13 protein-coding genes are annotated in these 12,820 nt (G+C 69.6%); 5 read left to right on the top strand and 8 right to left on the bottom strand.

The window, feature by feature from the left end; all coding sequences use genetic code 11:
• Positions 1 to 74 precede the first annotated feature (74 nt).
• The 7 genes from DEO45_RS00545 to DEO45_RS00515 all read right to left on the bottom strand — a co-directional run bounded on the left by DEO45_RS00545 (position 75) and on the right by DEO45_RS00515 (position 6,257).
• The gene (locus tag DEO45_RS00545) at positions 75 to 1,859 is read right to left on the bottom strand and encodes a DUF885 domain-containing protein (RefSeq protein WP_223250730.1); all 1,785 of its coding nucleotides are present in this window, start codon (positions 1,857 to 1,859) and stop codon (positions 75 to 77) included.
• Between the two features lie 2 nt (positions 1,860 to 1,861).
• A complete protein-coding gene (locus DEO45_RS00540; RefSeq protein ID WP_114340375.1) occupies positions 1,862 to 3,523 on the bottom strand; it encodes a SulP family inorganic anion transporter in 1,662 nt (553 codons plus the stop codon).
• Complete coding sequence (locus tag DEO45_RS00535) at positions 3,520 to 4,134, bottom strand: ParB-like protein (RefSeq protein ID WP_114340374.1); 615 nt, start codon at positions 4,132 to 4,134, stop codon at positions 3,520 to 3,522. Before DEO45_RS00535 ends, DEO45_RS00540 begins: the two co-directional genes overlap by 4 nt.
• Positions 4,135 to 4,237: 103 nt before the next feature.
• Positions 4,238 to 4,942, bottom strand: a complete 705-nt coding sequence (locus DEO45_RS00530; protein ID WP_114340373.1) for a helix-turn-helix transcriptional regulator — start codon at positions 4,940 to 4,942, stop codon at positions 4,238 to 4,240.
• A 103-nt stretch (positions 4,943 to 5,045) separates the two neighbouring features.
• On the bottom strand, positions 5,046 to 5,450 hold the full coding sequence (locus tag DEO45_RS00525) for a GFA family protein (protein WP_114340372.1): 405 nt from the start codon (positions 5,448 to 5,450) through the stop codon (positions 5,046 to 5,048).
• Positions 5,447 to 5,635 carry a hypothetical protein gene (locus DEO45_RS00520; protein WP_114340371.1) on the bottom strand — a complete coding sequence of 63 codons (189 nt, stop codon included), beginning with the start codon at positions 5,633 to 5,635 and terminating at the stop codon, positions 5,447 to 5,449. Before DEO45_RS00520 ends, DEO45_RS00525 begins: the two co-directional genes overlap by 4 nt.
• Before the next feature lie 10 nt (positions 5,636 to 5,645).
• Positions 5,646 to 6,257, bottom strand: coding sequence for a DJ-1/PfpI family protein (locus DEO45_RS00515; RefSeq protein ID WP_114340370.1), 612 nt, complete (start codon positions 6,255 to 6,257; stop codon positions 5,646 to 5,648).
• 153 nt (positions 6,258 to 6,410) lie between these two features.
• Between DEO45_RS00515 and DEO45_RS00510 the strand changes: the two genes are divergently transcribed.
• The 4 genes from DEO45_RS00510 (at position 6,411) to DEO45_RS00495 (ending at position 11,310) form a co-directional block, all read left to right on the top strand.
• Positions 6,411 to 7,442, top strand: coding sequence for a class 1 fructose-bisphosphatase (locus tag DEO45_RS00510; RefSeq protein ID WP_114340369.1), 1,032 nt, complete (start codon positions 6,411 to 6,413; stop codon positions 7,440 to 7,442).
• 74 nt (positions 7,443 to 7,516) lie between these two features.
• Positions 7,517 to 8,419: a patatin-like phospholipase family protein gene (locus DEO45_RS00505; RefSeq protein WP_114340368.1), complete on the top strand. Its 903-nt coding sequence runs from the start codon at positions 7,517 to 7,519 to the stop codon at positions 8,417 to 8,419.
• Positions 8,420 to 8,510: 91 nt separating this feature from the next.
• A complete protein-coding gene (locus DEO45_RS00500) occupies positions 8,511 to 10,568 on the top strand; it encodes a S9 family peptidase (RefSeq protein WP_114340367.1) in 2,058 nt (685 codons plus the stop codon).
• Between the two features lie 148 nt (positions 10,569 to 10,716).
• Positions 10,717 to 11,310 (top strand): HAD family hydrolase, encoded by a 594-nt coding sequence (locus tag DEO45_RS00495; protein WP_114340366.1) that lies wholly within the window; start codon positions 10,717 to 10,719, stop codon positions 11,308 to 11,310.
• A gap of 4 nt (positions 11,311 to 11,314) precedes the next feature.
• Here DEO45_RS00495 and DEO45_RS00490 read toward each other — a convergent pair whose 3' ends face one another.
• Positions 11,315 to 12,433 (bottom strand): PA0069 family radical SAM protein, encoded by a 1,119-nt coding sequence (locus DEO45_RS00490; RefSeq protein ID WP_114340365.1) that lies wholly within the window; start codon positions 12,431 to 12,433, stop codon positions 11,315 to 11,317.
• A gap of 145 nt (positions 12,434 to 12,578) precedes the next feature.
• Between DEO45_RS00490 and DEO45_RS00485 the strand changes: the two genes are divergently transcribed.
• Complete coding sequence (locus DEO45_RS00485) at positions 12,579 to 12,818, top strand: hypothetical protein (protein ID WP_114340364.1); 240 nt, start codon at positions 12,579 to 12,581, stop codon at positions 12,816 to 12,818.
• Positions 12,819 to 12,820 lie beyond the last annotated feature (2 nt).

Genomic DNA, 12,820 nt, shown 5'->3' with positions numbered 1-12,820 from the left:
CTTGACTCTCCCTGTAAAGTTATTTGGAATATTACTCCACGAATGCAGCAAAGCCAATGGCCCGTTTCCGAGGCTCAGTGCGCCGCCGTGCCCTTTGCCTTCACGCAGTCGCATGCGTAATCCGGCTCCGGGCCGCCGTCGGCAATGAAGCGGTCGATGCGCTGCTCCAGTACCGGCAGCGGCACCGAACCGAGCGCGAGCACGGTGTCGTGGAAGTGGCGCAGGTCGAACTTCGCGCCCAGCGCCTGCTCCGCCTTCGCACGCAGCTCACGAAGCTTCAGGTAGCCCAGCTCGTACGACAGCGCCTGGCCCGGCCAGCTTATATAGCGGTCCACCTCGTTGGCGATCTCGCGCGCGGACAGCGCGGTGTTGACGGTGAGGTAGTCGATCGCCTGCTGGCGCGTCCAGCCGAGATGGTGCACGCCGGTGTCGACCACCAGCCGGCAGGCGCGCCACATCTGGTAGCTGAGGTAGCCGAAGCGCTCGTATGGCGTGTGGTAGATGCCCATCTCGTTGCCGAGATATTCCGAGTACAGCCCCCAGCCTTCGCCGTAGGCGGAGATGTAGCCGTTGCGGCGGAACGCGGGCTGGTCGTGCTGCTCGTCGGCCAGTTCCAGCTGCAGCGCATGGCCGGGGTAGCTCTCATGCAGGGTCAGCGCCGGCACGTTGAACAGCGGCCGCGACTTCAGGTCGTAGGTGTTGACCAGGTAGGTGTCCGCGCCGCCGCGGCCGGAGGTGTAGTACGGCGCGATGTCGGCCGGCACCGGCTGGATGGTGAAGTGCGCGCGCGGCAGGTGGCCGAAGTAGCGCGGCATCTGGCCGTCCACCTGCTTGGCCACCCAGGCGCTGCGCATCAGCAGCTCCTCGGGCGTCTTCGCGTAGAACTGCGGGTCGGTGCGCAGGAACTTCAGGAAGTCGGCAAAGCTGCCCTTGAAGCCGGTGTCCTGCATCACCTCCAGCATCTGCGCGTGGATCTTCGCCACCTGGTCGAGGCCGATGCGGTGGATTTCGTCCGGGTCGAGTTCAAGCGTGGTGTACTCGCGGATCTGCTGGCGATAGTAGGCCTTGCCGTCGGGCAGCGCCTCCGCCGCCAGCGTGGTGCGCGCCCGCGGCACGTATTCGTTGCGGAAGAACGCCAGCAGCTTCGCGTAGGCCGGGATCACCTCGTCGCGGATGCGCCGCAGCGCCTGGCCCTGCAATGCCTGCGCCTGGTCGGCGGGGATCGACGCCGGCAATTGCCTGAACGGCGCATAGAAGCTGCTCTGGGTCGGATCCTTCAGCTCGGCCACCGCGGCGATCGACGCGTCGCGGCCGTCCAGCACCGCCCGCGGCACGCTGAAGCCGCGCCTGAGACCGGCGCGCATGTTCGCGATCTGCTGGTCGAAGTAGGCCGGGATCTGTTCCAGCCGGTCGAGGTAGCGCTGATAGTCGTCAGCCGTGCGCAGGTGGTCGCCACCCAGCACGTAGCCGATGTCCGACCAGAACGCCGAGTCGCTGTTGAAGGGCATCTGCCACGCCTTGAACCGCTGCGCGGCGAGCAGGTTGCCGATCTGCGCACGGTACACGGCGTAGTTGACCTGGTCTTCGGCGGACAGCTGCCGCGGATCGATCGCGTCGAGCCGGTCCAGCACCTTCCGCCAGTAGTCCAGCCGGCGCTGCTGGCTGGCCGCGTCGACGTTGTCCAGCCGGCCACCGTTTGGTTGCACCTCGCCGGAGGAGAGCACGCCGGACTGCGCGCTGCGCCAGTTCCATTCCTGCTGGTAGACCTGCCTGAAACGTGCCGCTGTGTCCTGCCGGGCCCATGCCGGCGTCGCCAGGACCAGTGCGCCCAGGCCCAGCCACGCCACTCTCGTTGCCATGCTCACGAAACCGTTCCTTCTGCCGGTGACGGCGCGGCGGGCGGCTTCGCCGCATCTTCCACGCTCCAGTAGGCCAGTGCCGCGGGCGGCAGCTGGGGCAATGCCGCGCGCAGCAACAGCGCGTGCACGGCATCCTTCAATCGTGCCACGCGCAGCGCAATCCCACGAGTCTGCAGCCAGGCAGCGAAATCCGCCAGCGCCTCCACGGTTGTGCCGTCCAGATCCGGCGATTCCTCCAGGCTCAGCACCACCACCCGGATGCCGTCGCGCTCGCCGATTCGCTCGCGCGCCAGCGCCAGCGTTGGTTCCGCGTTGGCGAAAAACAGCGGCTCCTCCGGCCGCAGGATCACCATGCCGGGCTGCTCGCGCGCCGCCCGGTGCTGCTTCGTGTCGATGAAGTCGTGGCTGTCGGCGAGCCGGCCGAGCACGCTGATCCGCGGGGTCGCCAGCTGGCGCAGCAACAGCAGCAGGCTGAACGCGATCGCGGACAGCAGGCCATCCAGCACGCCCAGGGCGAGCACCGCCAGCACCGCGGCCAGCGCCACCAGCCGGTCGCGCCGCCATTGCAGGTAGGGCCGGAACACCGCCAGCCGCCACGACTTGCTCACCGCGTGGATCACGATCGCCGCCAGCACCGGCTCGGGGATGCGCTCGATCCAGCGCAGGAACAGCAGCACCAGCAGCAGCACGGTGACCGCCGCCACCAGCCCGGCCAGCCGCGACTGCGCGCCGGCCGCCTCGTTCGCCGAGGTGGCCGAGTAGCCCGCGCCGACCGGCATGCCATGGAACAGGCCCGAGACGATATTGGCCACGCCGAGCGCTACCAGGTCGCGGTTCGGCCGCACCGGATCGCCGTGCTTCAACGCGAAACTGCGGATGGCGCTGTACGACTCGGCATACAGGATCAGCATCAGCGCCGCCGCCAGCTCGATGTTCGGCAGCCATTGCGACGACTCCGGCCAGGCCGGCGCCGTCCATGCCAGGGCCAGATGCACCGGCCCGACCAGCGCCACGCCCTGCCCCGCCAGCCAGCCGGAAGCGGCGATGCCGAGCACGATCACCAGCAGACTGCCCGGCAGCTGCCGTACCCGCCCGCACAGGAACAGCAAGCCGAGGGCGGCCGCGCCGGCGGCGATCGCGGCCGGTTGCCACTGCCGAAACTGTTCGACCAGCTCGACCAGCACCCGCGCCACGTCGCCGTGCCGGGTGGACACCCCGAACACGTGCGGCAACTGCTTCACCGCGATCACCCAGGCGAGGCCGAACGCGTAGCCGCGCAGCACCGGCCGCGCGATCAGGTTCGACAGCGCGCCCAGCCGGGCCACCCCGGCAAGCAGGAAGCTGCCGCCCGCCAGCACCACCAGCATCGCTGCGGTGGCGAGGCGCTGCGCACCATCGCCGCCGGCCAGCGCCAGCGTCGCCGCCGCCAGCACCGCCGCCGAGGACGAGGTCGCCGAGACGACCGCGAAACGGCTGCGGCCGATCAGGCCGTAGCAGGCCAGGCCGGCCAACAGGCCGATCACGCCGGCCTGCGGCGGCAACCCGGCGATGCCCGAGTACGCCACCGCCTCGGGCAGCAGCAGGCCGGCGATCGACACGCCGGCCAGGACATCGACGCCGAAGGTGGAACCCGCCGCGGACGCAGGTGCCGGGCCCGCGTTCATTCGATCAGCCCGCTCCAGCCCGGCAAGTAAGCCGTGTCATGGCTGTGCGCCAGCAGCAGGGCCTGCTGCAGCGCCTTCGCACCGACCTTGCCGCCCGGCAGCTTGAGCCGGCGGCGGTAGAAATCCGCCCACAGGAATTCCGCGTACGGCGTGGCGTCCTTCGCGCAGCCGCCGGCCGTGCGCACCCGCGCGGCGAGGGTGCGGTAGGGGTCGTCGGCCATGTCGCGCAAGCTGGCCGGGATCGCGGTGTAGTCGGTGCGGGTGCCGTGCTGGTCGTACGGATGCGCCCAGCGGTTGAATTCCATCGTGCGCCAGAACACGTCCGGTTCCAGCCAGGAGAAATCGCGCTGGATCATCACCGGCACGCTGTTCACGCCTTCTTCCAGCAAGGCCAGCCCGAGGTGATGGTGGTCGACGATGTAGACGCGCTGTTTCGGCCCCAGCACACCGGGAAACCAGTGCGCCTGGATCAGCTCCTTGCGCTTCTTCCGGCCGAGCTTTTCCCATTCCGCGCGCTTGCCCGCGACCTCGGCCCGGCCCACGGTGAGCTGGGTCGGCCGCAGCTTGGCCGGGGCGATCGACAACAACGGGTGATGCAAGCCTGACGACATGGCATGACTCCTCCGGGCAGATGCCGTGCCGCCGAGCGTACCCGAGCCGGACCGGGCCGATAAGAGCCGGCTGCGGCGCGCAAGTTTCTGCGCGGACGGACGGCTATTCCATGCCGGCGTAGTAGCCGCGCATCGACTGCAGGTAGGCGTCCAGATCGTGGCCTGCCCGGTCGTCGAACCTCTCGCCGGTCTCGGCGAGTTCATCGATGCGGTCGGGGCGGAAGTTGCGGAAATTCTCGCGCAGCCGGCACCACGTGCCGAGCGTCCACTTGCCGCCCCAGAACGCCAGGCACAACGGCTCGACCTCGCGCCGGCTGACATTGCCGCCTTCATCGCTGTACGTCAGCTTCAGTACCCGGCGCGCCTCGATGGCGGCATGCAGCCGATCGATGCGGGCCGCGAACGCGAGCTTGTATTCGTCGCGCCACACCGGCGCGTAGATGCGCGTGCGCGCGGCGCGCTCGCGCAGCTCCGGCGGCAGCACGGCCTCGATCTTCAGCAGCGCCGCGCGGGCATCGCCGGCCAGCTTGTCGCCGGCGAAGGCCTGCACGAATCGCGTGCCGACCACCAGCGCCTCGAGTTCGTTCGCGGTGAACATCAGCGGCGGGATGTCCGAGCCCTTGCGCAGGACATAGCCGACGCCGGCCTCGCCCTCGATTGGCACGCCGGACAACTGCAGGTCGGCGACGTCGCGGTACACAGTGCGCAGCGACACGCCCAGCGTCTGTGCCAGCGAACGCGCCTGCAACGCGGTACGCCGGCCGCGCAGGGCGTGGATGATGAGGAACAGGCGATCGGCTCGACGCATCCGCGCATGATGCCTCCAGGCGCGTCGCCGCGCCTGCGACGCAAGTCATGGTCGTGGCAACCGCGCAGCTGCATGGCGAACGCGGTTCCCGGGATGGGCGGCTTCAGAGATGCCGCGTTTCGGCCGGTGGCGACATCCAGTTGTCGTGGCGGCCGTCGGAGAAGCGCAGCGGCGCGTCGATCAGCTCTTGCGGTTCGACGTCGTCGAGGCAGGCCAGGTTGATCGACACGTAGTCGCCACCGATCTCTTCGATGTGGCCGCGACAGAACGGACGCACGCCGCAGTGCCGGCAGAACAGGTGGTGCGCGCTGCGCGTGTTGAACTGGTAGTCCGACAGTGCCTCCTCGCCGGCCAGCAGGCGGAACGCGTCGGGCTTGATGACCACGCCCCAGTGGCGCGTCTTGGTACAGATCGAGCAGTTGCAGCGGCCGGTGCCGGCGGCGAGATCGAGATCGGCTTCGTAGCTTACGGCGCGGCAGTGGCAGCTGCCGTGGCAGGTCCTGGTCATCGCCTGCTCCGGGGGTGGAGGATGATGGCGGTCAGTGCGGCAAGCACGGTGTGCCGGCGCGCACGCGGAACGGTGGCCGCGCCCGCCGGCGCCGCCTTGGGCAGCCTGTACTGCCCATCCAGCAGCAGGCCGTTCAGATAGAGCGGGCGGTAGGCCATCAGCAGGGTTTTCAGCATCGGTTTCATGACGGGCTCCTCATGCCATCGCCGCGGCTTCGCCGACGCACCACGGCGGCGGCTGCGCGTGCTTGAACAGGCGGTACCAGTGTTCGCGGTCGCTGGGGCTGTACAGGTCCAGCGTGCGGATCACCTCGCGGGCGAACTCCACGCTGCCGAGGTGGCTGGCGCTGATCACGCCGCCGTCGCTGACCGCCAGCACGCCGGCGTCGTACTGCTCCGCGCCGGCGTAGGCCGGCACGTGGCCGTCAATGTGTCCGGCCCAATTGCCGGTGTGCCGGCAGTGATCGAGCAGGCCGCCGCGGGCCAGCGCCAGCACGCCGCTGTCGATCGCGGCCACCGGTGCGCCGGCCGTGTACAGCTGGCGGATCGCCGCCACCGCCTCGGCGCCCTCGCCGCGCTGCCACAGATGGCCGCCGGGCACGATCAGCAGGGCCGCACGCTTGAGATCGAGCTGGTCCAGCGACAGCTCGGGCTGCACGGTGAGGCCGCCCATCGAGACCACCGGCGCCATCGAGAAGCCTACCGCCTGCACCTGCCAGTCGCCGGGGCGGCGGATCTCGCACAGTGCCAGTGCGGCCTGCCAGTCGGCAAAGCCGTCGAACACCAGGAAATAAACCAGGTCGCGCATGTCGTGTCCCTCCGCTATGGAGGTACAGCTTGCCCACCCCTTGCTGCCAACGTGATGTCAGCAGCCGGGCCGGATGCGGGCACGCGGGGTACCAGGCTGGCACTGTTCAGCCGGAGCCCGGACAATGGCGCTTCCTCTTGCCATGGACCCGACATGAAACCCGTCTCGCTGATCCAGTTCCTGATCGAGGAACGCCGTGCCGGCCACATCAACGCCGAACTTTCGCTGCTGATCGAAGTGGTCGCGCGCGCCTGCAAGCGCATCGGCGTGGCCACCGGCAAGGGCGCGCTTGGCGGCGTACTGGGCATGGCCGGCACCGCCGATTCCATCAGCATGAACATCCAGGGCGAGGCGCAGAAGAAGCTGGATGTGATCTCCAACGAGATCCTGCTGGAGGCGAACGCCTGGGGTGGCCACCTCGCCGCCTGCGCCTCGGAGGAGATGGAAGACCCGCAGCAGATCCCGGACGGCTACCCGAAGGGCCAGCACCTGCTGCTGTTCGACCCGCTGGACGGTTCCTCGAACATCGACGTCAACATCTCGGTCGGCACCATCTTCTCGGTGCTGCGCTGCCCGGACGGCGTGACCGAGCCGAAGGCCGAACACTTCCTGCAGCCGGGCACCACCCAGCTGGCCGCCGGCTACGTGGTGTACGGCCCGTCCACCGTGCTGGTGCTCACCTTCGGCCATGGCACCCACGAGTTCACGCTGGACCGCGAGGTGGGCAGCTTCATCCTCAGCCGGCGCAGCATCCGCATTCCGGTCGAGACCGCCGAGTTCGCCATCAACATGTCGAACCAGCGCCATTGGCAGGCGCCGATGCGGCGCTACGTCGGCGAGCTGCTGGCCGGCAAGGAAGGCCCGCGCGGCAAGGACTTCAACATGCGCTGGGTCGCCTCGATGGTGGCCGACGTGCACCGCATCGTGACCCGCGGCGGCGTGTTCTATTACCCGCTGGACGCGAAGATCCTCGACAAGGGCGGCAAGCTGCGCCTGATGTACGAGGCCAACCCGATGGCCTTCATCGTCGAGCAGGCCGGCGGCGCCGCCACCACCGGTCGCCAGCGCATCATGGAACTGCAGCCGACCGGCCTGCACCAGCGCGTGCCGGTGTTCCTCGGCTCGAAGGCCGAGGTGGAAGTGGCCACGCACTACCACCTGGAAGCCGACGGCGCGCTGCGCTGACGCTGCCTGCTCTCTCCCGCTGCCTTGTGCAGAGGGAGCCTGGCCAGAAACCCTTCCCCCCGACACCGACACCCATGCCCCTCCGCCGCCTGCTGCCACTGCTCGCCACGCTCCTTCTTGGCGCCTGCACGCACGCCGTCAAACCCGTGCCGCCCCCCGTGGCGCCCCCACCGCCGCCGCTGAAGATCGGCCTGGCGCTCGGCGGCGGCGCGGCGAAGGGCTTCGCGCACATCGGCGTGATCAAGATGCTGGAGGCCAGCGGCATCCATCCCGACGTGGTTGCCGGCACCAGCGCCGGCAGCGTGGTCGGCGCGCTGTACGCCAGCGGCATGGATGCGTTCGCGCTGCAGCAGACCGCGTTCGGCCTCGACGAGGCGAAGATCCGCGATGTGCGGCTGTTTTCCGGCGGACTGGTGCAGGGCCAGGCGCTGCAGGATTACGTCAACCAGCTGCTGCACAAGCAGCCGATCGAACAGCTGAAGCACCCGTTCGCCGCGGTCGCCACCGAGCTGGAGACCGGCCAGCGCACGGTGTTCGTGCGCGGCGACACCGGTCGCGCGGTGCGCGCGTCGTCCGCCGTTCCCGGCGTGTTCGAGCCGGTGGAGATCCGCGGCAGGCACTACGTCGACGGCGGCGTGGTCAGCCCGATCCCGATCGATGCGGCGCGCCAGCTCGGTGCCGACTTCGTGATCGCGGTGGACATCTCCGCCGCACCGGACGGCAACAATCCGCAAGGCATGGTGGGCATCGTCGGCCAGTCGATCACCATCATGGGCCGGCAACTGGCTGCGCAGGAAAGCGCGCGCGCGGACGTGGTGATCCGGCCCGAGCTGCGCGGCATCGGCCCCACCGATTTCGAACAGAAGAACCTGGCCATCCTGGCCGGCGAGAAAGCGGCGCTGGCGGCGATCCCCGCGATCCGCGCCAAGCTCGCCGCACTGGCGGCGTCGCGCCAGGCGGCCACCGCCACGCACTGAACGCTGCTGCCGCGACCCATGTGCCGACCCGCACTTGGCGCGCGCGATGCCGGGTTGTAGCGTCGGGGCTTCCACTCGCCGGAATCCCCTCATGCCGAAACATTCGCGCCTGATCTCCTCCCTGTCGCTGTTGGCCTTCGCGCTGGCATCGCATGCCTTCGCCGCCACCCCCGTGGTCGACCCGCGTATCGAGCAGGTGCTGACCCAGCTGGGCAAGGCGCAGTCGATCCAGGCGGTGGCAATCTCGCCGGACGGCGCACAGCTGGCGTGGGTGATCGAGCGCGACGGCAAGCCGGCGATCGAGCTGGCCGATGCCGACGGCCGCCATGCGCGTCGCGTGAGCGCCGCGGCCAGGCTGGGCGCCTGCGCCGAATCCGGCATCGCCTGGGCGCCCGATTCGCGCCACCTCGCGTTCGTGTCCAACTGCAGCGTCGACCTGACCAGCACAAAGGCGATGCAGAACGCCATCTATCTCGCCGACACGCGAGGCAACGGCGCGCCAACCCGGCTGGCCGAACTGCAAGGCTATGTGCGTTCACTGCGGTGGACCGGCGACGGCAGGTCGCTCGGCTTCCTCTACGTGGCCGGCGCCACCCGCCACGCCAGTGCGGTGGCCGCGGCCAAGCCGGCTGCCGGCGAGATCGGCGTGAGCGGGCTGGAAGTGCAGCGCGTGGCCAGCCTGGACGTGGCCGGCGGCGCGCCGCGCGTACTGACGCCGGCCGGCATGTACGCGTACGAATTCGACTGGTCGCCGGACGGCACGCGCATCGCCTACACCGCCGCGCCGCCGCCGGGCGACAACAACTGGTGGATCGCGAAGCTCTATGTGCAGGATGCGCGGCAGGATGCCGCCGCCCGCGTGCTCGTCGATGCGTCCAGCGCCGCCAGCGGTTCGCTGCGCGGCCTGCAGATCGCGCTGCCGCGCTGGTCGCCGGACGCCACGCGGATCGCCTTCATTGGCGGCCTGATGAGCGACCAGGGCGCCACCGGCGGCGACATCTACGCGGTGCCGGCCCACGGCGGCGCGTTGGTCAATCTCACTCCGGGCATCCGCGTCACGCCGGCGTGGCTGCGCTGGAGCGGAGCGCATTCGATGCTGGTCAGCCAGGTCAGCAACGGCCAGAGCCAGCTGGCGGATTACACCGTCACCGCCGACCGCGCGCAGCAGCAGCGCGTGCGCTTCAACGTGCCTGCCAGCATCGGCGACGGCAGCGCCTCGATGGCGATGTCGCTGTCGGCCGATCTCAAGCGCATCGCGTTCCTGCAAAGCTCGTATGCGGCCGCCACCGAAGTGCATGCCGGTACGCTCGACCGCACCCCGCCGCCGGCGGTGACCTCGTTCAACGCCGCGCTGAAGCCGGCCTGGGGCAAGGCCGAGTCGGTGGAATGGAACAACGAGGGCTTCCGCGTGCAGGGCTGGCTGTTGTATCCGGCGAACTACGACGCGAGGAAGCGCTACCCGATGATCGTGGTGGTGCACGGCGGTCCGTCGAGCGCGGTGATCCCGCGCTGGCCGGGCGTCGGTTACGGCGGCGCGCCGCTGTCCGCGCTGGGCTATTTCGTGTTCATGCCGAACCCGCGCGGCAGCTTCGGCCAGGGCGAGAAGTACGTGCAGGCGAACCGCAAGGACTTCGGCTACGGCGACCTGCGCGACATCCTCGCCGGCGTCGACGCGGTGGAGAAGAAGCTGCCGGTGGACGACCAGCGGCTCGGCCTCACCGGCTGGAGTTACGGCGGCTTCATGAGCATGTTCGCGCCCACCCAGACCCAGCGCTTCCGCGCCGTGGTGGCCGGCGCCGGCATCGCCAACTGGCAGAGCTACTACGGCCAGAACCTGATCGACCAGTGGATGCCGCCGTTCTTCGGCGCAACCGTCTACGACGATCCGGCGGTATACGCGAAGAGCTCGGCGATCAATTTCATCAAGCAGGTGAAGACACCGATGCTGATCGTGGTGGGCGACCGCGACGCCGAATGCCCCGCGCCGCAGTCGTTCGAGATGTGGCACGCGCTGCGCGCGCAGGGCGTGCCCACCTCGCTGGTGGTGTACCCCAACGAAGGCCACCACTTCGTCGACCCGGTGCACCAGCGCGACGTGCTGCAGCGGGCGCTGGCCTGGTTCCAGAAATACCTGCCGGCGTCGGAGTGATGGCGCCATGGCCGGTCGCGCCCGTCCGGGCGTGTCCGGCCGCGGCTCTGAAAGCGATCCCCTCCCGGCGGAACTTCCTGCAGTCCAGCGAAGATTCCGTCGTACCCACCACACCGCGCTTGCGCCTCGACACGGACGCCGACACCGCGTGAACCTCGCCCTGTTCGACTTCGACGGCACCCTCACCACTCGCGAGACCTTCGGCGACTTCATGCGCTTTGCGGTGACGCCGCGGCGTCGCGCGCTGGGCGCGCCCTTGTTCGCGCCGATGCTGGCGGGCTACAAGCTGGGCCTGGTGTCCGGCACGCGCATCCGCCAGTCGGTCGCCGCGTTCGGTTTCCGCGGCGCGCACGAGAAGCACGTCCGCGCGGCCGGCGAGCGCTTCGCCGCCGACTTCCTGCCCACCGTGCTGCGCCCGGAGGCGATGCAACGCCTCGCCTGGCACCAGTCGCAGGGCGATCGCGTGGTACTGGTCTCAGGCGGGTTCGATGCCTACCTCGCGCCGTGGTGCCGGCAGCACGGTCTGGAACTGCTCTGCTCGCTGCTGGAAATCCGCGGCGGCCGACTCACCGGCCGCTACCACGGCCCGCAGTGCGTGGGCGAGGAAAAGGCCCGCCGCGTGCGCGCGCACCTCGACCTCGTCGCCTACCCGCTCTGCTACGCCTACGGCGACACCCACGAGGACGAGGCGTTGCTGGCGCTGGCGCACAAGCGCTTCTATCGCGGCGTCGAGATCGCCTGAACGCTCAGAACAACTCACCCTGCGGCGACGCCTTGCGCGGCGGCACGAAGCGCGAAGTGTCGAGCACGAGTTCGCGGGCGCGGCCGAAGCCGTGCTTGCGGCAGGCGACTTCGAAGCGGCGGCGCAGCAGGTCGGCGAACACGCCCTGGCCACGCATGCGGGTGGCGAAGTCGCTGTCGTAGTCGCGCCCGCCGTTCATCTGCCGGACCAGGCTCATCACGTGCTCGGCGCGTTGTGGCGCATGCAGCGCGAGCCATTCGCGGAACAACGCTTTCAGCTCGTACGGCAGGCGCAGCGTGGTGTAGCCGGCGCAGCGCGCGCCAGCGTCGGCGGCCTGCGCCATCACCGCTTCCATATCCTTGTCATTGAGCGCCGGGATGACCGGCGCCACCAGCACGCCGACCGGCACGCCGGCCGCGGCCAGCGTGCGGATCGCCTTGATCCGCCGGTGCGGTGCGCTGGCGCGCGGTTCGAGTTTGGCGGCAAGGTGGTTGTCCAGCGAGTTGACCGAGAAGAACACCTGCACCAGCCGTTCGCGTGCCATCGGCACCAGGATGTCGAGGTCGCGTTCGACCAGCGCGTTCTTGGTGACGATGGTGCACGGGTGGCGACATTCGGCCAGCAGCTCCAGCGCGGCGCGGGTCAACCGCCAGCGCTTCTCGACCGGCTGGTAGGGGTCGGTGTTGCTGCCGATGTTGATCGGGCTGACCGCGTAGCCGGGTTTCGCCAGTTCCGCGCGCAGCACCTCGGCGAAGTTGCCCTTGGCGCGCAGCCTGGTCTCGAAGTCCAGCCCGGGCGACAGGTTGAGGTAGCTGTGCGAGGGCCGCGCGAAGCAATAGATGCAGCCGTGCTCGCAACCGCGGTACGGGTTGATCGCCTGGCTGAAGGCGATGTCCGGCGAGTCGTTGCGGCTGATCACGCTACTTGCGCGTTCCTCGGTGACGCAGGTCGGTGGGCGCGGCGCGTCCTCGTCCAGCAGCGCGCTCTGCCAGCCGTCGTCCTCAGCCTGGTGGCGGATGCTCTCGAAGCGGCCTTCCGGGTTGGAGGCGGCGCCGCGGCCCTTGAACGGGCGCGTCGCCGGGAGCTGTTCCGGCGAGGTCGGCGGCGGCAAAGGATCATCCATCGGGGCAGTTTCGCGCGGCGACGTCTCAGCCGTCGCGACATCTTTGCGCGGCGTGATCCGGCTCGCGCCGGACGCACGACGGCGGCGCTATGATGCGGCCGTCCGCCGCCACCGGCGGCGCGTTTCCACCCGTCGGGGCTTCCCCATGCGCTGGCTGCTGCTCGCCTTCACCGTGTTCGCGTTCGTGCTGTGCTTCACCCGCCACGGTGCCGGCGCCTGGGGTTTCTGGCTGCTGGTCGGGCTGGTCGGCATCTTCGCCACCACACTGGCCTTCGTGCAGGCGCGCATCGCCGGCCATGCGCGCGAGGACAGCCTGTCCGAGTACGACCTGAGGCGGCTGCGCGAGGGCAAGGACCCGCTGAAGCACGACCGCACCGTGCGTTAGGC

Source organism: Rhodanobacter denitrificans, assembly GCF_003335105.1.
Classification (GTDB): Bacteria; Pseudomonadota; Gammaproteobacteria; order Xanthomonadales; family Rhodanobacteraceae; genus Rhodanobacter; species Rhodanobacter denitrificans_A.
This window is presented reverse-complemented; position numbering and strand designations above follow the sequence as displayed.